Below are 20,366 nucleotides of genomic sequence, written 5' to 3' on the forward strand. Positions count from 1 at the left end.
CCGGGTGGCGTGCGCTACCCGGCCGCTTCTCGCGACCTCCGCGAATTGGCGAGCCTCGCTGATTTTCCGAAGGCCGGCGTGACCTCCGCCCTGTCCTGAGCGTTCAGATTTCCTGGTTGTAGGCGCCCACCTGCGGGCGCTTGGCCAGGCGCGGCTTCACCTCTTCGCGGAACAGGCGGCGCATGTCGTCCTCGCTCTGGGTCGACTCCACCACCACGACGATCTCCGGCTTGTTGGACGAGGCGCGGACCAGCACCCACGAGCCGTCCTCCAGCGCCACGCGCACCCCGTTGACGGTGATCAGCTCGGCGATCTTGCGGCCCAGGATCTTGGCCCCGGCGTCGCGCAGGGCGGTGTATTCGGCGACCACCTCGTCCACCAGGCCATACTTCACCTCGTCGGCCACGTGCGGGCTCATGGTCAGGGACGTATAGGCCACCGGCAGGGCCCGCTTCAGGTCCGAGAGCTTCTTGTCCGGGTTGCGGTCCAGCATCGAAAGGATGGCGGCGGCGGCCACGATGCCGTCGTCGTAGCCCCGGCCGATCGGCGGGTTGAAGAAGAAGTGGCCGGACTTCTCGAAGCCGGCCAGCGCGCCCAGCTCGGCGGTCTTGCGCTTGATGTAGGAGTGGCCGGTCTTCCAGTAGACGGTCCTGGCGCCGTTGGCCTTCAGCACCTCGTCGGTGGCGAACAGGCCGGTGGACTTCACGTCGACGACGAAGGTGGCGTCGCGGTGCAGTGAAGAAAGGTCCCGGGCGAGCATCAGGCCGATCTTGTCGGCGAAGATCTCCTCGCCCTCGTCGTCCACGACGCCGCAGCGGTCGCCGTCGCCGTCGAAGCCCAGCGCCAGATCGGCGTCGTACTGCCGCACGGCGTCGGCCATGGCGTGCAGCATGACGCTGTCTTCGGGGTTCGGATTGTATTTCGGGAACGTCCAGTCGAGCTTGCAGTCCATCTCGACCACCACGGCCACGCCCATGCGCCGCAGGGCCTCCGGCGCGAAGGCGCCGGCGGTGCCGTTGCCGCAGGCGCAGACCACCTTCAACGGACGCTTCAGGCTGGCGCGGCCGGCGGCGTCGGCGATATAGCGCTCGGCCACGCCGCCCACGTGGGCCAGGGAGCCCTCCGGCCGCTGCTTCCACGTCCCGGAGAGCACGATCTCCTTCAACCGGCCCATCTCGTCGGGGCCGAAGGTCAGGGGCCGCTGGGCGCCCATCTTCACCCCGGTCCAGCCGTTCTCGTTGTGGCTGGCGGTGACCATGGCCACGCAAGGGGCGTCCAGGTCGAACTGGGCGAAATAGGCCATGGGCGAGGTGGCCAGGCCGATGTCGATCACCTCGCAGCCGGCGGCCACCAGGCCGATGGTGAGCGCCTGCTTGATGGAGAGCGAATAGGAGCGGTAGTCGTGGCCCACCACGATCCGCTTCTGGCCGAGCTCGTGGATGTAGGTCCCGAGGCCGAGGCCCAGCGCCTGGACGCCCAGGAGGTTGATCTCCGGCCCGAACAGCCAGCGCGCGTCGTACTCGCGAAAGCCCGTCGCCTTCACCAGCGGCAGGTTCTCGAAATCGTAGGTGTTGGAGACGAGGTCGGCGCGGGGAGCGGGCAGCATCGGGACTCCGGAATGGCTCTGTGTCGTCGGACGGGGCGGATGGGATACCGCGCGGGTCCTTCAGGAATGTGTACAACGCAGCCTTGGTTCTACATCACCCCGGCGCGCAGCAGGTCGTGGATGTGCAGTATGCCCACCGGCTTGCCGTCCTCGACCACGAACAGCACGGTGACGGCGGGCGGCGGGTCGCTCATAAGGGCCAGCGCCTCCGAGGCCAGCATGGACGGCGGCACGGTCTTCTTGGGCCCGGGCGTCATCACCTGGCCCGCGGTGTGGCCCATCAGGCCGTCGATGTGGCGGCGCAGGTCGCCGTCGGTGATCGCGCCCGCGAGCTTGCCGTCCGGACCGGTCACGCCGACGATCCCCCAGCGCTTTTCAGTCATCACCAGCAGGGTGTCCTGCATCGGCGTTTCGGCGCCTACCAACGGCAATTCGCCGACGCCATGCATCAGATCGCCGACCGTGCGCAGCATAGCGCCGAGCTTGCCGCCGGGATGGAAGACCCGGAAGTCCTGCGGCTTGAACCCGCGCCGCTCCAGCAGGGCCACCGCCAAGGCGTCGCCCAGCGCGATCTGCAGGGTGGTCGAGGTGGTCGGCGCGTTCAGCTCATCGGCAGCCTCCGGCGCGTCGGGGATGCGCAGCACGATGTCGGCGGCGCGGCCGAGGGCGCTGTCGGCCACGGCGGTGATGGCGATCAGCGGGATCTGGAAGCGTACCGCATAGGCGATCACATCGGCCAGTTCGCGGGTCTCGCCGGTCTTCGACAGGGCCAGGATCACGTCGCCCGCGCCGATCATCCCCAGGTCGCCGTGGCTGGCCTCGGTGGCGTGCACGAACATGGCCACCGAGCCGGTCGAGGCCAGGGTGGCGGCGATCTTGCGCGCCACGTGGCCCGACTTGCCGATGCCGGTGAGCACGATGCGCCCGCCCGTCTCGCCGGTCTGGACGTCGAACAGCGTCTCGACCGCCTTGGCGAAGGCCTCGCCGAGCTCCGCGCCCATCTGGCCCAGGGCGAGGGCCTCGGCCGCCAGCACGCGGCGGCCGACGGCGACGGCGTCGAACCCGGTCATTGCGCCTGATCCGTCATTGAGAGGGCGCAAGCGCCTGGGACTGCGTCTCGTGGAGCGCGGCCCGCTGTTGGTTGGTGCGCCGCTGCGCCGCCAGGGCCTCGCGCTGCATGGCCGCCTGCATCGCAGGCGTGCGCTGCACGGGCGTGGAGCCGAAGGGCGCGGGCGACCGGTCGCCGAGGCCCTGCGGCCAGATGCTGGCGAAGGCCACCGCGGCGATGGCGGCGAGCGCCAGGACGGGCAGGTAGAGACGGTCGAGCATGCCAGGCTCTATAGCCGCTTCGCCCGCGCCGGACCAATCGTTGCGTCGCCTCGCCCAAACGATAGAAAGCCCATCTACCGGTAGATTGCGGAGCCCAAGCCCTTGCCCACCCTGATCCTGCTGCGACACGGCCAGAGCCAGTGGAACCTGGAGGACCGCTTCACCGGCTGGGTGGATGTGGACCTGACCGCCGAGGGCGAGGCGCAGGCGACGAAGGGCGGCGAGCTGATCGCCGCCGCCGGCGTCGCCATCGACCGCTGCTACACCTCGGTGCTGACGCGCGCGATCCGCACCTCCTGGCTGGCGCTCGCCGCCGCCGGGCAGGCCTTCGTGCCGGAGATCAAGGACTGGCGGCTGAACGAGCGCCACTACGGCGGCCTGACCGGGCTCAACAAGACCGAGACCGCGGCCCGGCATGGCGCGGACCAGGTCAAGGTCTGGCGGCGCTCCTATGACGTGCCGCCGCCGCCGTTGCCGCCGGGCGGCGAGTTCGACTTCTCCAAGGACCGCCGCTACGCCGGCGCCATCCTGCCCGACACCGAGAGCCTGGAGACCACGCTCTTTCGGGTGCAGCCCTACTGGGAGGCCGAGATCGTCCCCAGGCTCGCCGCCGGCGAGACCCTGCTGGTGGCCGCGCACGGCAATTCCCTGCGCGCCATCGTCAAGCTGCTCTTCGGCCTGAGCGGCGAGGAGATCGTCGGCGTGGAGATCCCGACGGGCAATCCGCTGCTCATCGAGCTGGACGGGGCCTTGAAGCCGGCCGCCGCGCGCTACCTGGACGCGGCCCGCGCCCAGCCGCTGCCGCAGGTCTAGCGCGGAGGACTGAACATGGCCGCCGCCGACGACCGGGCCTGGATGCGCCGCGCGATCGGCCTCGCGCAGGCGAACCTCGGCAAGACGGGCGACAACCCTTCCGTCGGCTGCGTCCTCGTCAAGGACGGCGTCGTGGTCGGCGAGGGCGCCACCGCAGCCGGCGGCCGGCCGCACGCCGAGGAGATCGCCCTCGACGCCGCAGGCCCCGCCGCAGCCGGGGCCGCGACCTACGTCACCCTCGAACCCTGCGGCGAACGCTCGTCCGGCGCCGCCTCTTGCGGCGAGCGGCTGGCGCGCGCCGGCGTGGCGCGGGTGGTCGTGGCCTGCGACGACCCTTCCGCCCTGGCCGCGGGGCGGGGCCTCCAGCGGCTGGCGGCGGCGGGAATCCCCGTCGACCTGGGTGTCGCGGCGGACGAAGCGGCGGCGCTCTATGCGGCCTATCGCCCGCGCCCTTCAGCCTAAGCGTCGGGAAATGGGGCGTTAATCCTCGGTGTCTAGGATCGGGTAACCATTCCGCATTCCCCGCGAGCCGCATGTCCGAATCCCCCAACGTCGCGCGCCGCATCACCCAGGCGGAAGCCGACCAGATCTGCGCCCGGCACGATCGGCTGTGGAGTTCCAAGCCCGGCGGCGCGCGCGCCGTGTTCGCCTGGATGGACCTGTCGGGCATCGACCTGTCGGGCAAGAATTTGTGCGACGCCGACTTCTCGGGCGCGGTGTTGGCCGGATGCCGGATGGCAGGCGCGCGGCTCGACCATGCGAGCCTGTTCGGCGCCGACCTGCAGGACGCCGATCTGACCGGCGCCTCGCTGCGCCGCGCCGACCTGCGCGGCGCGTGCCTGCGCAACGCCGACCTCACCGGGGCCGACATGTTCGAGGCCGACCTGCGCGAAGGCATCCTGGCCGCGGCCGACCCGAAGTACGGCTTCCGGCGCATCGAGGCCGGCGGGCAGAGCCGCGTCGGCGACGCCCAGGGCGCCAAGCTGATCGGCGCCAACCTCGAACGCTCCAAGCTTTCCGGCGTGATCGCCGTGAAGGCCGACTTCACCGACGCGATCCTCAAGGACGCCCGCCTGGTGCGCGCGAACCTGAAGCAGGCGACGATGAAAGGCTGCAACCTCTCCGGCGCCGACCTTTCCGGCGCGGACCTCGGCGGGGCGGACCTGCGCGACGCGGTGCTGGTGGGCGCCAAGACCGTGCAGTGGAACGTCTCCAACGCCAACATGGTCGGGGCCCTCACCGACAAGCCGGCGGGCATCGCCGCCTCCAGCCTGCCCTACAAGACCATGATCCAGGACCATGCCCGCTGGTGCGAGACCGGCGGCCTGCACGGGGCGCCCTCGGTGTTCGACGGCGCCGACCTGCGCGCGCTCGAGACCATCCGCGGCTACAACCTCACCGCGCTCTCCGCCAAGGGGGCGGTGTTCTACGGCCTCGACATGGAAGGCGTGCAACTTCAGGGCGCCCATCTGGAGGGCGCGGACCTCAGGAACTGCAACCTGCGCCGGGCGGACCTTCGCGGCGCCAAGCTCGCCAACGCCAAGCTCTCCGGCTCCGACTTGCGGGAGGCGCAGATGGGCCCGCTGCTGCTGGGCGCCGACCGCGTGCTGGCCTGCGACCTGCGCAAGGCCGAGCTGAAGGGCGCGGACCTTTCCGGCGCCGACGTCCGCCAGGCGATGTTCATCGAGGCCGACGTCTCCAGGGCCAACTTCACCGGCGCGCTGTTGCGGCAGGCCAACTTCAGCGGCGTCGCCCGCCATGGCGCCCGCGGCCTCGACGACGCGATCTAGCTGAAGAAGGCGAGAGGCCTGAGGGCAGGGCTGTCGCTACGGCTTAACGCCAGCGTCCTTAGCGGCTTGGTTTATCCGATTGGTCTGTGTGTCGTTCAATGCCTTCGCGGTTAGCGCCAGTCGGCATCTGGTCACGGCTTCAGAGTTGCCCGGATATTCGCGCTCGCACGATTCCTGAATTCGATCGCTGGGCGACTTGTCCGGCAATTGGCTTCCGAAGGCCGCGAGCAAAAGGAATATCACGATTGGTGCCGCTATCAGCACCACGATGACCTTGCCAAGCTTGGTGCCCTTCGCCGAACGACCAGCCAAAGTGTCTCGCTGACAATGCGGACAAGCCAGAGCGTCGTCGGCGATCTCTTCCCTGCAGAACTCGCATTTCATGACCGTCAAGGTAGAGCTTGACGAATTGTTGTCCAGCCTCAGGCGCGAGCGAGATTTTCCTGCGGCGAAGGAGCGGCCAATCGCCAACTCCACTCGGAGAAGAAAGTCCTCTCCCGCCGACGGCGGGAGAGGATCGTCCCTTACGCCGCCTTTTCGCCTTCGATCAGGCCGGGCTGGCCGACGCTGATCTCCACGCGGCGGGGCTTCAGCGCCTCCGGCAGTTCGCGCTTGAGCGAGATGGCGAGCAGGCCGTCGGCGAGGTTCGCGTCCGTCACCACCACATAGTCGGCGAGCTGGAACCGGCGCTCGAAGTTCCGCTCCGCCAGGCCGCGGTGCAGGAAGCGGCGCGGCTCGTCGTTGGCCGTCTTGCGGCCGGTGACGGTGAGCAGGTTCTCCTTCACCTCGATGGAGAGTTCTTCCGGACGGAAGCCGGCCACCGCGATCTCGACGCGGTAAGCGTTCTCGTCGGTGCGCTCGATGTTGTAGGGCGGATAGCCCGTGGCGCCGTCAGCGGCGGCGTTGTCCAGCAGGTCGGCCAGGCGGTCGAAGCCGACGACGGAGCGGTACAAGGGGGAAAAATCGATCGTACGCATGCGGTCACATCCTTCTTTCAAAGCAAGGTTGCGGTTTCAGCAGAGCGTCTTTGCGAGCCATCAGGCCTCGCGCGACACCCGGAAGGCCCGGACATCCAGCGCCTCCGGGACATGAGGTAGGCGGCGGATTTTCGGGTTCAAGGCCTTGCGCGCGTCACCCGCATACCGGCCGTGCGCGGCTGTGCGTCTTTGACCCGGGTGCGCCTGCGCGCTAGGCCTAGCCCAAGCTGACGCTGGGGGGCGTGGCGAGGTCCGATGGCTTATCTCGGCATTTCCGTTTCGAGGCGCGGCGTCGTGCTGGGCGCGATGGCCCTCGGCGCCTGTTCCCCCGCGCGCCCCAAGGGCGTCACGCCGCCCGCAACCCTGGAGGCCGCGATCGCCGGCGCCTGGCGCGGGCCTGCCGACCGGGCGCGCGATCCCTCACGCCATCCGCTGGAGTCGCTCCGGTTCTGGGGCCTGAAGCCGCACATGACGGTGGTGGAGTTCTGGCCGGGCGCCGGCTGGTACAGCGACATCATCGCGCCCTACGTGGCCGCCACCGGCGGGCGGTTCATCGCCGCCGACCTGGCTCCGACCGAGCCGGACGGCCGGGCCATGGCGCAGGCCTATCGTCGACGCCTGGAGGCGAGCCCCGGCCTCTACGGCAAGGTGACCTTCACCGCTTTCGGCGCCGCCAGCGGCCCGGTCGCCCCGGCCGGCTCCGCGGACCTCGTCCTCTTCCTGCGCAACCTGCACAACTGGATGTCGGCGGGCCTGGCGGAGAAGGCGTTCCGCGACGCCTTCGCCGCGCTCAAGCCCGGGGGCGCGCTGGGGATCGAGGAGCACCGCGCCGACCCCGCCGCCACGCCCGACGTCATGGCGAGCTCCGGCTACGTGCCCCAGGCCTACGCCGTGCAACTGGCCACGGAGGCGGGCTTCGAGCTGGCCGCCGCCAGCGAGATCAACGCCAATCCCAAGGACCACCACGACCACCCGTTCGGCGTCTGGACGCTTCCGCCGGTGCGCCGTTCCTCGCCGATCGGCCGGCCGCCGGATCCCGCCTTCGACCACGCGCCATACGACGCCATCGGCGAGAGCGACCGGATGACGCTGAAATTCGTCAAGCCGGCTGCGGCCCTTCCCCCTCGCGTCGGATCGACGTGAACGGATGAGAAGGGCTCTCGATAAGGGTCTCGGCGCGCGCGTGACGGTTTACTTCGCACACGTCAGAAGCGAAGCTCAGTGTCTGGGGTGCAATAGGCGGAAGCTGGGGTTCGCGAATGGCGACGCTTGAGGAGCTGACCGATCGGATCCGCCGCGCCGCGGCGTCCGAGGCCGGCGCCGCGGGCCTGGGCTCGTCGATCAAGCTCGATCTGAAGGGCGAGGGCGTCATCCACATCGACGGCGCGGCGGTGACCAATGACGACCTGCCGGCCGACCTGGTGGTGACCGTCGCCCTCAAGGACCTGACCGCCCTCGGCAAGGGCGAACTCGACCCGACGCGGGCGATGATGACCGGACGCCTGCGGCTCTCCGACATGGGGCTCGCCATGCGTTTGCAGCCGAAGATTCAATCCCTGTTTTCCAAGGCCGCGTAAGACCAGTCCAGATGCTCGACCCGGCGCCCTTGATCGAGACCGCCGACGCCAAGGCTCCGCCTGGCGGCGAAGCCTCGTGGTTCACCGGCGCGGGCGGGGCGAAGCTGCGGGCGGCGCTGTTCACCCCGCCGAGCGTGAGGAGCGGCGGTCGGGCGCGCGGCTCCATCGTGCTGTCGGGCGGGCGCACCGAGGCCATCGAGAAGTACTACGAGTTCATCGGCGAATGCCTGGACCGCGGCTTCGTGGTGCTGGCCCACGACTGGCGCGGCCAGGGGCTGTCGCAGCGCGACCTGGCCGATCCGCTGAAGGGCCACGCACGCGGCTACAAGGCCTATCTCGACGACTTCCGCGCCCTCCTGGGCGCCTATCACGACCAGCTCCCGAAGCCCTGGGTGGCGGTGGCCCATTCCATGGGCGGCTGCCTGACGCTCCTGGCGATGGCGCAGGGCGAGACGCGATTCGCCGGCGCCATCCTGTCGGCCCCCATGCTGGGCCTGCGCACCCCGTTCCCGTTGCTGGTGTCGAAGCTGCTGACCGGTTTCAACCTGATGATCGGCGGCGGCGGGCGCTACACCGTGGCCGGCCCCGGCGCGCCCTTCGACGCGCCGTTCGAGGGCAACGCGCTCACCCATGACCCGGTGCGCTATGCGCGCGCCTGGGGCCTGGTCGCCGCCGAGCCGAAACTGGCGCTGGGCGGGCCGACCTGGGGGTGGATCGACTTCGGCCTGCGGGCCACCGCCTACCTCGCCCGGGCCGACACCTTGCGGAACGTCACCGTACCGGTGGTCATTGTCTCTGCCGAGGACGACCAGCTCGTCGATACGGCCGCCCAGGCCGCCGCCGCCCGTCACCTGCCGCAGGGAAAGTTCATCAACGTCCCCGGCGCTTTTCACGAAATCCTGATGGAGACCGACCCGATGCGTAACATCTTCCTGAGGGCGCTTGACGCGCTCACCGGCCGTGTCGCCCCGACGCCCGCCGCGCCGCCGAAGCCCGCCGCGGCTCCGGCCCCCGCGCCTGCGCCGGCTCCGGCCCCGACGGCCGCCGCCGCGCCTGCGCCCAAGCCCGCCGCGCCCGCCGCCGTCAAGCCGGTTGCGGCCAAGAAGCCCGCGGCCCGGAAGCCGGCGGCGAAGAAGCCCGCGGCCAAGTCGGCGACCGCCAAGGCTGCGGCTCCGGCCAAGGCCGGCGCCAAGGCGTCCGCGACCGCCAAGACTGCGGCCGCCAGACCGGCCACGGCCAAGAAGGCCCCCGCGAAGAAGGCTCCGGGCAAGGCCGCAGCCAAGCCGGCGGCCGCCAAGGCTCCGGCGGTGAAGAAGCCCGCGACGAAGGCCGGGGCCAAGCCTGCCGCGGCCAGGAAACCCGCGGCCGCGAAGAAGCCCGCCGCCGCCAAGAAGCCCGCTGCGGCCAAGAAACCGGCCGCCAAGCCGGCCGCCGCCAAGGCGCCGAAGACGGCCAAGCCTGCGGCCGCCGGGAAACCCGCGGCCGCAAAGAAGCCCGCCGCGGCGAGGAAGCCGGCCGCCAGGAAGCCGGCGGCCCCGAAGCCTGCGCCGACGAAGGCCTAAGGCCCGACGGCCCCAAGGACGGCCAGCGCCTCGTCCAGGCAGGCGCGGTCGCCGGCGATGGCGATGCGCCCGCCATGGGCGCCCACCGGCTGGCCGTTCCAGTCGGTGGTGACGCCGCCCGCGCCGGCGATCACCGGGATCGCCGCGTCGATGTCCCAGGCCTTGAGGCCGGTCTCGATCACCAGGTCCATCGTGCCGGCCGCGACCATGGCGTAGGCATAGGCGTCGCACCCCAGCCGCGCCAGGCGCGCCGCCGCGCGGACGCTGCGCCAGGCCTCGCGCTCGGCGCCCTGGAAGATGATCGGGTCGGTGGTGGCGATCAGGGCGCCCGACAGGCCGGGGCAGGGGCGGACCTTCAGCGGCCGATTGCCGCCGCGGGTTTGTAGCCGCGATCCGCCTGCGTGGCCGATGAAGAGCTCGCCGATGTAGGGCTGGCAGATCGAGCCCAGGACCGGCGCCCCGTTGTGGCGCAGGCCGATCAGGATGGTCCACACCGGCAGGCCCGCGATGAAGGCCCGGGTGCCGTCCACCGGATCCAGCACCCAGACGAACTCGGCGTCGGGGCGATCCTCGCCATATTCCTCGCCGATGACGCCGTGGTCCGGATAGCGTTCGGAGATCAGGGCGCGGATGGCGCGCTCGGCGCCCTTGTCGGCCTCTGTGACGGGGTCGAAGCCCTTGGCCCCGCCCTTGTCGACCAGGCCGTGGTCGGCGCGGAACAGGGGCAGGATGGCGGCGCCGGCGGCGCGGTTGAGCTCGACCAGGAACGCGTCGAGCTCAACGATCTTCTCAGGGGCGATCTTTTCGGAGGCGGGCGAGCGGCGGGACGGAGAGGTCATCCGACCGCTTTACCCCCTGATGCGGCTCAGGGAAACGCATGCCCTACGCTGACTTCGGGATCGGTCTCGTTCAGGGATTTGGCCAGGTCCAGCAGGCGCTGGCGCGGCCGCTCGCTAAGGCTGTAGAAGGCCTGGATCAGATCCTTGGTCTCCTTGCCCTGATGCGGCTCCGGCGGCTCCGGATCCTTGTCGACGTGGGTTTCCTGGCCGAGCCCCTCGTAGAAGTAGCTGACCGGGACCTCGAGCACCTCGGCGAGCTGCCACAGTCTGGCCGCAGACATACGGTTGGCTGCGCACTCATACTTCTGGATTTGCTGGAAGCGCACGCCGCACGCGCCGGCGAGCTGCTGTTGGGTCAAACCCAGGATCCGGCGGCGACGGCGAAGCCGGCGACCCAGATGAATATCGATCAAGTCCATCATGACGCGACGCCCATCCTCCTCAAACCCCAATGTCCCAGTCCGGGACGGCACGCGGGGTCCGCCGCAAGCCCCGCGCCAAACGCGCGCGTTGCTAAGGTTACGAAGCCAGCCTTAGTAAAGATGCATGACAGAATCTCGGTCTCCCAGGCGCCAGTCCCTGCTGTGGCATATCGAAGCTTGGCTGTATGATATTGCACGCTTTTTAGCACGTTTGTTCCCGGTCGACGCAGTTTCCGACTTCGGCGCCTGTTTATTTCGCACCCTGGGTCCGTTAACCAGCGCCCACCACGTCGCGGAAACCAACCTGCGGATCGTCTTCCCAACCGCCACCGAGCCCGACATCCGGAGGATGCTGCGCGCCCAGTGGGAAGAGACCGGCCGATGGATGGCCGAGTTCCCGATCCTCGACCGGATCGCCGAGGAGCCGGACCGGATCCAGGTCGAAGGCCTGGAGCGCCTGACCGCCCTGGCGAACGGCGGAGGGCCGGCCGTGCTGATCAGCGGCCACTTCTCCAACTTCGACGTCATGGCGCTGGCCATCGTGCGCGCCGGGGTCCAGTGCCAGATCACCTACCGGGCCACCAACAACCCCTACGTGGACGCCCGCATCGTCGCCAACCGACGCCGCTATGGGGTGAAGCTCTTCGCGCCGAAGGGCGCGGACGGTGCGCGCGAGCTGTTCCGGGCGCTGGCCCGCGGCGAATCCGTGGCCCTGCTCAACGACCAGAAGTTCAACGGCGGAGTGGCCGCCCCCTTCTTCGGCCGGATGGCCCGCACGGCGCCGGGACCCTCCACCTTCGCCCTGCGCTACGGGGTTCCGATCCAGCCGATGAGCGTGCAGCGCCTGCGCGGCGCGCGCTTCAAGGTGATCGTTCACGAGCCGTTCCGGCTGGAGGACACCGGCGACCGCAACGCCGACATCATGGCGGCCGTGGGCCGGATCAACGCCTTCATGGAGGAACGCGTTCTCGCCCGCCCCGCCGAGTGGTTCTGGGTGCACAAGCGCTGGCCGAACGAGACCTACAAGGCAAAGGCGAAGGCGGGGGTCTAGAGCCTCCACTCTGGTGGGATCAGCCTGGGCTGTTGGTCTCGCGCCAGCGTTGCAGGGCCTCGGCTGGGCCGGCGTAGGCCTCCTGCAGGGGGGCCGACCAATAGCGCAACTGCTCCAGCGGCACCTTCTTGCCGCTGACCGCGCAGACCACATAGCGGCCGGGCTTCAGAACGGCGAAGTCTCCGTCGCCGTAGTGCAGCTTGGCCAGGTCGGCGGCCGAGAAATCCGGATCGAAGGCGTTCATGAGCGTCTATTTAGCGCGCCGCCCCTCTCCGGAACAGAGGGCGCTCAGAACAGCTCGCCCTGCGCGGCGCCCGCCGCCTTCGGCCTTGGCCGGAGGGGCTTGGCCGCCGCTGGTTCGGCCGCCGCGCCCTCGATCACCGCCTGGCGGGTGACCAGGTCGCCGAACTTGATCGCCACCTCCTCGCCGCCCGCCAGGATCGCGCCGGCGTGGACGATGGAGCCGTCGGCGCGGGTCACCCGGGCGAAGCCGCGCTGCAGGGGCCGGTCGGGATCGACGGAGACGTAGAGCTTGGACAGCGCGTCCAGGCGCTCGCCGGCCCGCTCCAGGCCGCGCATGACGCCCGGATGCAGGCGCGCGGCCGCGCCGTCCAGCCGCTGGCGCTGCACCGCCTGCGGTCGCTGCAGCAGGAGCGGCGACAGCCGCGAGGCGACCCGCACCAGGTCGCGTTCATGCGCCGCGGCGTTCTTCGCCAGGCCCGCGGCCAGCCGGCCGGAGACGATGCCGAACCGCTGGGCGGCCAGTTCCACCAGGTCGCCCACCCGCGTCAGCGCCCGCCCGGCCGCCTGGACGCGGCCGCGGCGATCCTCCACCGCCCGGCCCCCGCAGCGGTGCATCCGCGCGCCCAGGTCGCCGACCAGGGCCTTCAGCTCAGCCAGCACCGGCGTGGCGATCTCGGCCGCGGCGGTGGGCGTCGGCGCCCGGCGGTCGGAGACGAAGTCGATCAGGGTGGTGTCGGTCTCGTGGCCCACGGCGCTGATCAGCGGGATCGTGCAGGCCGCGACGGCGCGGGCCAGGGCCTCGTCGTTGAACGGCCAGAGATCCTCCACCGAGCCCCCGCCGCGCGCCACGATCAGCACGTCCGGCCGCGGGATCGGCCCGTCTTCATCCAGCGCCTCGAAGCCGCGGATGGCGGCGCCGACCTGGGCGGCGGCCTGATCGCCCTGCACCACCACCGGCCAGACGATTACCCGGCAGGGCCAGCGGTCGCGGATGCGGTGCAGGATGTCGCGGATCACCGCGCCGGTCGGGCTGGTGATCACGCCCACCACCGCGGGCATGGAGGGCAGCGCCTGTTTGCGCTCGACCGCGAACAGGCCCTCGGCCGCCAGCTTGGCCTTCAGCCGCTCGAGCTGCGCCAGGAGTGCGCCGACCCCGGCGGCTTCCATGGTCTCGATGACGATCTGATAGCGCGAGCCCGCCGGATAGGAGGTGATCTTGCCGGTGACGATCACCTCCAGCCCCTGCTCGGGGCGGATGCCGAGGCCGCGCACCTGGCCCTTCCAGACCACCCCGTCGATGGCCGCCCGCTCGTCCTTCAGCGTCAGGTAGACGTGACCGTTGGCGTGATGGGTGACCTTGGAGATCTCGCCGCGCAGCCGCACGAAACCGTAGGCGTCCTCCAGCGTCCGCTTCAGCGCGAACGCCAGCTCCGACACCGAATAGGGCTTGGCGTTGCCGCCTTCCGTCGGGGCGGCGGACGGGTCCGGGGCGACATCGGTCATGGAGGGAAGGTAGCGGTGTGGGGTTCAAATCCCAAGGCGATCCATTGTTGAAGATGTTCTTCTAATGTTCTAGAGGCTATGGAGAGGTCACCGAGACGATTGGTTTCGAGAAGCGGCTGAAACGCTGGCGCCGGGATTGGAAAGTCGTGCTCATCGAAGAGAGCAATCCGCACTGGGATTGTCTCTACGTCCAGAGCATCGCGCCACAGCCTTCGAAGTTGGCGTTTATGGATCCCGGATAGCCGCTGCGCGGCTTCCGGGATGACAGCTGGGCGGGGATAAGGAAAAGGACGCGCCCGGCCCTGCAGGCGGAAAACCGCCGCGGGCCGAACGCGTCCCCATCCCCAACGGATCGGTAAGCCGCCTCACTTGGCGGATCTCGGTGAACTAAATGTAGCGGCGCAGGCTCCGGGCGAGTTCGGCGGCGCCCGAACGCTTCTTGGCCTGGGCCGGCTGATAGGCCACCTGGCTGTGCTCGTGGCAGTAGGGGCCGTCGCCGGCGCTGCGGCCGCAGAAGGTGAAGTTGTCCATCGACGGGTCGCCGATCGGCCACTTGCACATGTGGGCGCCCAGGGTCAGCACGGTCGCCGTGCCTGGGGACTCCTCGACATAGCGCACCGGCGCCGGGTGCGGCGCGTGGGCCGCCGGTTCGGCGATGCGGCGCGGGGCCGACGGCGTGGAGGTGACCGGGCGCGCCGGACGCGGCGCCTTGAAGGTCGTGCGGGCGGGCTTGGAGGGGGTCGCCCGGCCCGAAAGGCCCAGGCGGTGGACCTTGCCGATCACCGCGTTGCGGGTGACCCCGCCCAACTGCTTGGCGATCTGGCTGGCCGAAAGCCCGTCCTGCCAGAGCTTCTTCAGAAGTTCGACCCGTTCGTCTGTCCAGCCCATCTTCGCCTCCCGCCCTTGTTGTCTGCAACGCACCCCTGCGCTGCGGATTCAACATCTTGTGGCGCCCAGCAATCTCGCTGCTCACCAGCCACCACCAGTAGTAAACAACTCGCTAAGGGCCACAATAGGCGCCCTGCCTTTCGTCCACAGGAACTAGATGTAGCGTCGGTCGGTCGCAGTTCTGGCCGTGGAACCCGGCCGCGGCGCCGGCGCTCTTGCGACGCAGCCCCGGGCGGCGCACATGAGGGGCATGAAGGACATGGCCCTGACCGAAGCGGTCCTGCCGCCGCAGCCGCGCGACTACCCGAGCGTCAACTGGGTTGGCTTGCAGACCCTCTACGTCCGCGAGGTGCGCCGCTTCATCAAGGTGGGGATGCAGACCCTGGCCGCGCCGGTGGTGACGGCCCTGCTCTACATGCTGGTCTTCGTGGTCGCGGTCGGCGGCGGCCGCGAGGTGCACGGGGTGGCCTATGGGACCTTCGTGGCGCCCGGCCTGATCATGATGCAGATCCTGTCCAACGCCTTCGCCAACTCCTCGTCGTCGCTGCTGCAGGCCAAGTTCAACGGCCTGATGGGCGACTTCATCACCCCGCCGCTGTCGCCCTTCGAGCATCTGGCGGGCTTCGGGGCCGGGGCGGCCACCCGCGGCCTTTTCGTGGGCGCGATCAGCATGCTGGCCGTGCTGCCCTTCGCGCGTCTGCCGGCGGCCGAGCCCTGGGCGATCCTCTACTTCGGCGTCGGCGCCGCCCTGATCATGGGCTTCCTCGGCATCATGGCGGGCCTGTGGGCTGAGAAGTTCGACCACATGGCGGCGGTGACCAACTTCGTCATCATGCCGATGACCTTCCTGTCGGGCACCTTCTACCTGGTGGAAAAGCTGCCGGAGCCGTTCCGCACCTTCTCCAAGTTCAACCCGATCTTCTACCTGATCGACGGCTTCCGTTACGGCTTCATCGGCCGCGCCGAGGGCTCGCTGGGCGTCGGCATGGCCATGACCGCGGGCCTGGTCCTGGCGTTCGGCTGGATCTGCTACCGGATGTTCAAGACCGGCTACAAGATCAAGACCTAGCTCGTTCCCTCTCCGTGACGGGGAGGGGCAGCGATTTCATTGACACAGCCCCTCTAGAAGACGAGAACGCCAAGCCTTCCAGTCCCCGTCGCATCGCGGCGGGGATGCTTCCGTTTTGGAGGGCTCCTCCGGTGACCGAGAAGACTGCGCCCCAAGCGCCCGCGACCGTTCCCAGCGACCACATCATGGGTGTCTACAGCCGCACCCCGCTGGCGTTCGAGCGAGGCGAGGGCGCGCGTCTCTACACCACCGACGGGGAGGCTTACCTCGACTGCATGGCCGGCATCGCGGTCAACGCCCTGGGCCACGCAAATCCCAAGCTGGTGGCGGTGCTGAAGGCGCAGGCCGAGAAGCTCTGGCACGTCTCCAACATCTTCACGATCCCGGGCCAGGAGAAGCTGGCCAAGGCGCTGACCGACGCCACCTTCGCCGACGAGGTGTTCTTCACCAACTCCGGCGCCGAGGCCATCGAGTGCGCCATCAAGACCGCACGCAAGTATCACTGGGCCAAGGGCCGGCCGGAGCGGATCGACATCGTCGGCTTCGACGGCTCGTTCCACGGCCGGACGCTGGCGGCAGTCAACGCCTCGGGGAACGCGAGCTACCTGGAAGGCTTCGGCCCGCCGATGCCGGGCTTCGTCCACCTGAAGTTCGGCGACATGGAGGCCCTGCGCGCCGCGGTCGGCCCGACCACCGCTGCGATCATCCTGGAGCCGGTGCAGGGCGAGGGCGGGGCGCGCTCCTGGCCTGCGGAAGACCTCACCGCCATCCGCAAGCTCTGCGACGAGACCGGGACCCTGCTGATCTACGACGAGATCCAGTGCGGCCTGGGCCGCACCGGCAAGCTGTTCGCCTATGAGTGGGCCGACGACGCGGCGCCCGACATCATGGCCATCGCCAAGGCCCTGGGCGGCGGCTTCCCGGTCGGCGCGTGCCTGGCGACGGCGGAAGCCGGCCGCGGCATGACCGTGGGCTCCCACGGCTCGACCTACGGCGGCAACCCGCTGGCCATGGCGGTGGGCGAGGCCTCGCTGGCCGAGCTGACCCGGCCCGAACTGATGGCCCATGTGCGCGAGATCGTCGGCTACTTCACCCAGCAGCTTTCCGGCCTCACCGAACGTTACCCCGACGTGGTCGAGGAGATCCGCGGCAAGGGCCTCCTGATCGGGCTGAAGCTCCGCACGCCCAACCGCGAGTTCATGCAGCACGCCCGCGACCAGCATCTGCTGATCGCCGGCGGCGGCGACAACTGCGTGCGCCTGCTGCCCCCGCTCAACCTCACCCTGGCGGAAGCCAGCGAGGCCATCGGCAAGCTGGAAGGCGCCTGCGAGGCCGCGCGCGCCAAGGCCCAAAGCCAAGCCAGGGCGCCGGCGGCGTGAGCCAGCCGCCCAGGCACTTCCTCGACCTCTGGAAGCTGCAGGGCTCGGACCTGCGCGCGATCCTGGAGGACGCCAAGCGCCGCAAGACCGCGCGCCTGGGCTGGCCGAAGGGCCGGCGCGACGCCGACGCGCCCGCCGAGGGCCGGACGCTGGCGATGATCTTCGAGAAGAACTCCACCCGCACCCGCTTCTCCTTCGACGCGGCCATGCGCCAGTTGGGCGGCGACGTGATCATCTCCAACGCCGTCGACATGCAGCTCGGCCGCGGCGAGCCGATCGACGACACCGCCCGGGTGCTGTCGCGCATGGTCGACGCGGTGATGATCCGCGCCAACAACCACGCCGACGTGGAGCGGCTGGCCATGTCGTCGACCGTGCCGGTGATCAACGGCCTGTCGGACCGGAGCCATCCCTGCCAGATCATGGCCGACCTGCTGACCATCGAGGAGCACCGCGGGCCGGTGGCCGGCAAGACGCTGGCCTATGTGGGCGACGGCAACAACGTCTGCGCCAGCTTCATCCACGCCGCGCCGAAGCTGGGCTTCCGGCTGAACATCGCCGCGCCGGCCATCTTCCATCCCGACCTCCAGGACCTGGCCCGCGCGGCCCAGGAGCAGGGGCAGGTCTACGCCTCCGACGACCCGCACAAGGCGGTGAAGGACGCCGACGTGGTGATCACCGACACCTGGGTCTCCATGGGGGACACCGACCACGACGAGCGGATCGACGCGCTCGAACCCTATCAGGTGGACGAGCAGCTCATGGAGCTGGCCAAGCACGATGCGGTCTTCCTGCACTGCCTGCCCGCTCACCGCGGCGAGGAGGTCACCGACGAGGTGATCGACGGCCCGCAGTCGCTGATCTGGGACGAGGCCGAGAACCGCCTTCACGCCCAGAAGTCCATCCTCGCCTGGTGCTTCGGGGCGATCTGAGAAAATCCAGCTCCTCCCCCGAAGGGAACACTTCGGGGGAGGTGTCAGCGAAGCTGACGGAGGGGGCGTGCGGGCGACGGGGCTTTGAATCGCTTGGAGCGCGCCGCCTACGCGCCCCCTCCGTCTCGTCGCTTCGCGCCGATCCACCTCCCCCCTCGTCTGCGCGACAGGGGAGGATCTGAGACCATGAGCCACGCTCGCTTTTCGTCTTTGGACTCCTATATGCCGCCGATGCCTTCTCCTCCCATCCCCGATGACGCGGTCACCGCCTTCCAGATCGAGGGCGAACCCGTGCGCGGGCGCCTGGCGCGCCTGGGGCCCGCCATCGACGAGATCCTTCGCGCGCATGCCTATCCGGAGCCTGTCGCCAACCTGCTGGGCGAGGCCTGCGCGCTCGCCGCCCTGGTGGGCTCCAACCTGAAGTTCGACGGCCGGCTGATCGTCGAGGCGCGGGGCGACGGGCCGGTGCGGTTCGTGGTCGCCGACTACGACACCTCTGGCGGCCTGCGCGGCTATTGCGGCTTCGACGCCGAGGCGGTCGAGACGGCGAGCGGCGGGTTCTCGCGGCCGGGGGCCAAGTCGCTGCTGGGCGCCGGACACTTCATGATGACCGTGGACCAGGGCCCGGACATGGACCGCTACCAGGGTGTCACCGCCATCGAGGGCGAGACGCTGGCGCTCTGCGCCGAGCAGTATTTCGCCCAGTCGGAACAGACCCCCACGCGCGTCCGACTGGCCGTCGGTCAGTCGGACGGCCTGTGGCGCGCCGGCGGCATGCTGATCCAGTCGGTGGCCGAGGACGATGCGCGCGGCTCGACCACCGAGGCCTGGATCCGCACCCAGGCCTTCTTCGAGACCGTGGGCGAGGATGAGCTGGCCGACCCGGAGCTGTCGTCCCAGCACCTGCTGTTTCGCCTGTTCCACGAGGACGGCGTGCGCGTGTTCGGCTCCCAGCCGCTGCGCGCCTTCTGCCGCTGCTCGCAAGACCGCATCGAGACGGTGCTGAAGTCCTTCGACGCGGCCGAGCGCGCCGACATGGTCGAGGACGACGGGCGTATCCGCGTCACCTGCGAGTACTGCTCCAAGACCTACGCCGTGGAGCCGCAGGTGCTGGAGACCGCTTAGGCGGCCTCAGGGGCCCGCAGCAGGTAGTAGCCGCCGTCCACGTTGCGGCCCGCCTCGCGGCGCAGCGGGGCGGTGTGCCGGCTGACGATCTCGAAGCGGCCGGCCGCCAGCGCGGCGACATAGGCCGCGCCATGGGCGAAACGGCCGTTGCCGCGCAGCAGGTAGCCGTCGCCATCGGTGTGCTCGGTGGAAAACGCGAACCAGCCGCCGGGCCGCAACGCCCTGGCCACCGCCGCGAAGGTCTCCTCCAGGGCGCCCAGGTAGGGGAAGGTGTCGAAGGCGACGATCAGGTCCCAGCGCGCGCCCGGCGCGTCCAGCGCGTCCTTGAGGTCGCCTTGCTCCAGGCTCTGGTAGAGGTTGCGCGCGCGGGCCTGGGCCAGCATTCCGCCCGACAGGTCGACGCCGGCCAGCCGCCGGGCGTAGGGCGCCGCGACCTCGCCGCACAGCCCGGTGCCGCAGCCCAGGTCCAGCACGTCGAAGTCGCCCCTGGGCTCGCCGCAGGCTCTGAGCAGGCCACGAAGCTGCGCCGGGCCGTCATAGCCCAGCCGAGCCGTCAGGTGCTCGTCGAAGGCCTCGGCGAGGTTGTCGAAGTGCTGGGCGACCAGGGCCGCCGGCTGCCGCGCCACGGCGCGAGAGGAAAGCGCGTCGCGCAGGTGCAGGGCCTCGGCGTTGTCCGGCCTGCGCGCCGCCCAGGCCTTCGCCACCCGCGCCGCCGCTGCCTGGTCGCCCGCCGCGTCGAGCAGCAGCAGCGCGGTCTTGAAATGGAGGTCGGGCGTGTCCGGCCCTCCAGGGACGTCGTCGGCGCTGGCGTCGATGTCGCCGGCCAGGGCCGCGGCGATCAGGCCGCTGAGCCGCCGGGCGTCGACGATGGCGGGCGTCGCGTCGGGGAAGCCTGCGGCCGAGGCCAGGGCCGCATCGGCCTCCGCGAACCGGCCGCACTTCAGCAGCGCCGCGCCCAGGTTGGCGCACAGGCTGGCGCTCCCGCCGTCCAGCTCGACGGCCCGGGCGAAGGCCTCGGCGGCGGCGGGGAAGTCGTCCTGGGCGGTGCGGGCCATGGCGACGATCTGCCAGGCCGAGCCGGACTCGCCGCCCACCGCCATGGCCGCGCGGCAGGCGGCCTCCGCCTCATCGAAACGGCCGAGCTGGGCGAGCGCCCCGGCCAGGCTGTCCCAGGCCTGCGGCTGGGTGGGATCGATCTCGACGGACCGGGCCAGAGCCGTGGCGGCCTCTTCGTGGCGGTTCAGGCTGATCAGCGCCATGG

At 70.2% G+C, this 20,366-nt stretch carries 22 protein-coding genes; 11 read left to right on the top strand and 11 right to left on the bottom strand.

The annotated features are described in order from the left end of the window. Positions 1 to 103: 103 nt before the first annotated feature. The 3 genes from VNW53_RS17540 to VNW53_RS17550 form a co-directional block, all read right to left on the bottom strand. Positions 104 to 1,606 (bottom strand): phosphomannomutase/phosphoglucomutase, encoded by a 1,503-nt coding sequence (locus VNW53_RS17540; protein ID WP_325557148.1) that lies wholly within the window; start codon positions 1,604 to 1,606, stop codon positions 104 to 106. A gap of 89 nt (positions 1,607 to 1,695) precedes the next feature. Further along, positions 1,696 to 2,676, bottom strand: coding sequence for a KpsF/GutQ family sugar-phosphate isomerase (locus VNW53_RS17545; RefSeq protein ID WP_325557149.1), 981 nt, complete (start codon positions 2,674 to 2,676; stop codon positions 1,696 to 1,698). 13 nt (positions 2,677 to 2,689) lie between these two features. Beyond that, positions 2,690 to 2,935: a hypothetical protein gene (locus VNW53_RS17550; protein WP_325557151.1), complete on the bottom strand. Its 246-nt coding sequence runs from the start codon at positions 2,933 to 2,935 to the stop codon at positions 2,690 to 2,692. Positions 2,936 to 3,037: 102 nt separating this feature from the next. Here VNW53_RS17550 and VNW53_RS17555 point away from each other — a divergent pair, with 102 nt between their 5' ends. From VNW53_RS17555 to VNW53_RS17565, 3 genes are all read left to right on the top strand, one after another. Next, positions 3,038 to 3,748 carry a 2,3-diphosphoglycerate-dependent phosphoglycerate mutase gene (locus VNW53_RS17555; RefSeq protein ID WP_325557153.1) on the top strand — a complete coding sequence of 237 codons (711 nt, stop codon included), beginning with the start codon at positions 3,038 to 3,040 and terminating at the stop codon, positions 3,746 to 3,748. A 15-nt stretch (positions 3,749 to 3,763) separates the two neighbouring features. Continuing rightward, complete coding sequence (locus VNW53_RS17560; protein WP_325557154.1) at positions 3,764 to 4,210, top strand: bifunctional diaminohydroxyphosphoribosylaminopyrimidine deaminase/5-amino-6-(5-phosphoribosylamino)uracil reductase RibD; 447 nt, start codon at positions 3,764 to 3,766, stop codon at positions 4,208 to 4,210. Positions 4,211 to 4,281: 71 nt separating this feature from the next. Continuing rightward, entirely contained in the window at positions 4,282 to 5,538 is a 1,257-nt protein-coding gene (locus tag VNW53_RS17565; protein ID WP_325557156.1) for a pentapeptide repeat-containing protein, read from the top strand. A 36-nt stretch (positions 5,539 to 5,574) separates the two neighbouring features. On the opposite strand, the gene VNW53_RS17570 is transcribed toward VNW53_RS17565, so the two are convergent. Then, the gene (locus VNW53_RS17570; protein WP_325557158.1) at positions 5,575 to 6,015 is read right to left on the bottom strand and encodes a hypothetical protein; all 441 of its coding nucleotides are present in this window, start codon (positions 6,013 to 6,015) and stop codon (positions 5,575 to 5,577) included. A 47-nt stretch (positions 6,016 to 6,062) separates the two neighbouring features. Continuing rightward, a complete protein-coding gene (locus VNW53_RS17575) occupies positions 6,063 to 6,515 on the bottom strand; it encodes an Hsp20 family protein (RefSeq protein ID WP_325557159.1) in 453 nt (150 codons plus the stop codon). A gap of 255 nt (positions 6,516 to 6,770) precedes the next feature. On the opposite strand from VNW53_RS17575, the gene VNW53_RS17580 reads away from it, so the two are divergent. The 3 genes from VNW53_RS17580 to VNW53_RS17590 all read left to right on the top strand — a co-directional run bounded on the left by VNW53_RS17580 (position 6,771) and on the right by VNW53_RS17590 (position 9,654). Further along, a complete protein-coding gene (locus tag VNW53_RS17580; RefSeq protein WP_325557160.1) occupies positions 6,771 to 7,658 on the top strand; it encodes a methyltransferase in 888 nt (295 codons plus the stop codon). A gap of 116 nt (positions 7,659 to 7,774) precedes the next feature. Continuing rightward, positions 7,775 to 8,092 (top strand): SCP2 sterol-binding domain-containing protein, encoded by a 318-nt coding sequence (locus VNW53_RS17585; protein ID WP_325557162.1) that lies wholly within the window; start codon positions 7,775 to 7,777, stop codon positions 8,090 to 8,092. Between the two features lie 11 nt (positions 8,093 to 8,103). Next, positions 8,104 to 9,654 carry an alpha/beta hydrolase gene (locus VNW53_RS17590; protein ID WP_325557163.1) on the top strand — a complete coding sequence of 517 codons (1,551 nt, stop codon included), beginning with the start codon at positions 8,104 to 8,106 and terminating at the stop codon, positions 9,652 to 9,654. Here VNW53_RS17590 and hisN read toward each other — a convergent pair. Then, positions 9,651 to 10,493, bottom strand: coding sequence for a histidinol-phosphatase (gene hisN, locus VNW53_RS17595; protein ID WP_325557164.1), 843 nt, complete (start codon positions 10,491 to 10,493; stop codon positions 9,651 to 9,653). The genes VNW53_RS17590 and hisN overlap by 4 nt on opposite strands. 26 nt (positions 10,494 to 10,519) lie before the next feature. Then, positions 10,520 to 10,912 (bottom strand): helix-turn-helix domain-containing protein, encoded by a 393-nt coding sequence (locus VNW53_RS17600; RefSeq protein WP_414693295.1) that lies wholly within the window; start codon positions 10,910 to 10,912, stop codon positions 10,520 to 10,522. Positions 10,913 to 11,039: 127 nt separating this feature from the next. Between VNW53_RS17600 and VNW53_RS17605 the strand changes: the two genes are divergently transcribed. Then, positions 11,040 to 11,966 (top strand): lysophospholipid acyltransferase family protein, encoded by a 927-nt coding sequence (locus VNW53_RS17605; RefSeq protein WP_325557168.1) that lies wholly within the window; start codon positions 11,040 to 11,042, stop codon positions 11,964 to 11,966. 19 nt (positions 11,967 to 11,985) lie between these two features. On the opposite strand, the gene VNW53_RS17610 is transcribed toward VNW53_RS17605, so the two are convergent. The 3 genes from VNW53_RS17610 to VNW53_RS17620 all read right to left on the bottom strand — a co-directional run bounded on the left by VNW53_RS17610 (position 11,986) and on the right by VNW53_RS17620 (position 14,600). Continuing rightward, entirely contained in the window at positions 11,986 to 12,210 is a 225-nt protein-coding gene (locus VNW53_RS17610) for a DUF2093 domain-containing protein (protein WP_325557170.1), read from the bottom strand. A gap of 44 nt (positions 12,211 to 12,254) precedes the next feature. Beyond that, a complete protein-coding gene (xseA, locus tag VNW53_RS17615) occupies positions 12,255 to 13,712 on the bottom strand; it encodes an exodeoxyribonuclease VII large subunit (RefSeq protein WP_325557171.1) in 1,458 nt (485 codons plus the stop codon). Between the two features lie 387 nt (positions 13,713 to 14,099). After that, a complete protein-coding gene (locus tag VNW53_RS17620) occupies positions 14,100 to 14,600 on the bottom strand; it encodes a GcrA family cell cycle regulator (protein WP_325557172.1) in 501 nt (166 codons plus the stop codon). Between the two features lie 250 nt (positions 14,601 to 14,850). Between VNW53_RS17620 and VNW53_RS17625 the strand changes: the two genes are divergently transcribed. The 4 genes from VNW53_RS17625 (at position 14,851) to VNW53_RS17640 (ending at position 19,105) form a co-directional block, all read left to right on the top strand. Further along, positions 14,851 to 15,669 (top strand): ABC transporter permease, encoded by an 819-nt coding sequence (locus tag VNW53_RS17625; RefSeq protein WP_325557179.1) that lies wholly within the window; start codon positions 14,851 to 14,853, stop codon positions 15,667 to 15,669. A 185-nt stretch (positions 15,670 to 15,854) separates the two neighbouring features. Beyond that, entirely contained in the window at positions 15,855 to 17,048 is a 1,194-nt protein-coding gene (locus VNW53_RS17630) for an aspartate aminotransferase family protein (RefSeq protein WP_325557180.1), read from the top strand. Next, the gene (gene argF, locus VNW53_RS17635; protein ID WP_325557173.1) at positions 17,045 to 17,980 is read left to right on the top strand and encodes an ornithine carbamoyltransferase; all 936 of its coding nucleotides are present in this window, start codon (positions 17,045 to 17,047) and stop codon (positions 17,978 to 17,980) included. The genes VNW53_RS17630 and argF overlap by 4 nt, the downstream gene beginning before the upstream one ends. 222 nt (positions 17,981 to 18,202) lie before the next feature. Beyond that, positions 18,203 to 19,105: an Hsp33 family molecular chaperone gene (locus VNW53_RS17640; RefSeq protein ID WP_325557181.1), complete on the top strand. Its 903-nt coding sequence runs from the start codon at positions 18,203 to 18,205 to the stop codon at positions 19,103 to 19,105. Here VNW53_RS17640 and VNW53_RS17645 read toward each other — a convergent pair. After that, a partial coding sequence (locus tag VNW53_RS17645; RefSeq protein WP_325557175.1) for a class I SAM-dependent DNA methyltransferase occupies positions 19,102 to 20,366 on the bottom strand: 1,265 nt, incomplete at its 5' end. The genes VNW53_RS17640 and VNW53_RS17645 overlap by 4 nt on opposite strands.

The sequence above is a fragment of the Phenylobacterium sp. genome (genome assembly GCF_035569475.1).
Classification (GTDB): Bacteria; Pseudomonadota; Alphaproteobacteria; order Caulobacterales; family Caulobacteraceae; genus Phenylobacterium.

Coding starts and splice junctions, on each gene's coding strand:
- VNW53_RS17600 (WP_414693295.1), bottom strand. CDS start 10,912: ATGGACTTGATCGATATTCATCTGGGTCGCCGGCTTCGCCGTCGCCGC.
- VNW53_RS17540 (WP_325557148.1), bottom strand. CDS start 1,606: ATGCTGCCCGCTCCCCGCGCCGACCTCGTCTCCAACACCTACGATTTC.
- VNW53_RS17550 (WP_325557151.1), bottom strand. CDS start 2,935: ATGCTCGACCGTCTCTACCTGCCCGTCCTGGCGCTCGCCGCCATCGCC.
- VNW53_RS17585 (WP_325557162.1), top strand. CDS start 7,775: ATGGCGACGCTTGAGGAGCTGACCGATCGGATCCGCCGCGCCGCGGCG.
- VNW53_RS17560 (WP_325557154.1), top strand. CDS start 3,764: ATGGCCGCCGCCGACGACCGGGCCTGGATGCGCCGCGCGATCGGCCTC.
- hisN (WP_325557164.1), bottom strand. CDS start 10,493: ATGACCTCTCCGTCCCGCCGCTCGCCCGCCTCCGAAAAGATCGCCCCT.
- VNW53_RS17565 (WP_325557156.1), top strand. CDS start 4,282: ATGTCCGAATCCCCCAACGTCGCGCGCCGCATCACCCAGGCGGAAGCC.
- VNW53_RS17575 (WP_325557159.1), bottom strand. CDS start 6,515: ATGCGTACGATCGATTTTTCCCCCTTGTACCGCTCCGTCGTCGGCTTC.
- VNW53_RS17620 (WP_325557172.1), bottom strand. CDS start 14,600: ATGGGCTGGACAGACGAACGGGTCGAACTTCTGAAGAAGCTCTGGCAG.
- VNW53_RS17545 (WP_325557149.1), bottom strand. CDS start 2,676: ATGACCGGGTTCGACGCCGTCGCCGTCGGCCGCCGCGTGCTGGCGGCC.
- VNW53_RS17630 (WP_325557180.1), top strand. CDS start 15,855: ATGGGTGTCTACAGCCGCACCCCGCTGGCGTTCGAGCGAGGCGAGGGC.
- VNW53_RS17590 (WP_325557163.1), top strand. CDS start 8,104: ATGCTCGACCCGGCGCCCTTGATCGAGACCGCCGACGCCAAGGCTCCG.
- VNW53_RS17640 (WP_325557181.1), top strand. CDS start 18,203: ATGCCGCCGATGCCTTCTCCTCCCATCCCCGATGACGCGGTCACCGCC.
- VNW53_RS17625 (WP_325557179.1), top strand. CDS start 14,851: ATGAAGGACATGGCCCTGACCGAAGCGGTCCTGCCGCCGCAGCCGCGC.
- VNW53_RS17580 (WP_325557160.1), top strand. CDS start 6,771: ATGGCTTATCTCGGCATTTCCGTTTCGAGGCGCGGCGTCGTGCTGGGC.
- VNW53_RS17605 (WP_325557168.1), top strand. CDS start 11,040: ATGACAGAATCTCGGTCTCCCAGGCGCCAGTCCCTGCTGTGGCATATC.
- VNW53_RS17610 (WP_325557170.1), bottom strand. CDS start 12,210: ATGAACGCCTTCGATCCGGATTTCTCGGCCGCCGACCTGGCCAAGCTG.
- xseA (WP_325557171.1), bottom strand. CDS start 13,712: ATGACCGATGTCGCCCCGGACCCGTCCGCCGCCCCGACGGAAGGCGGC.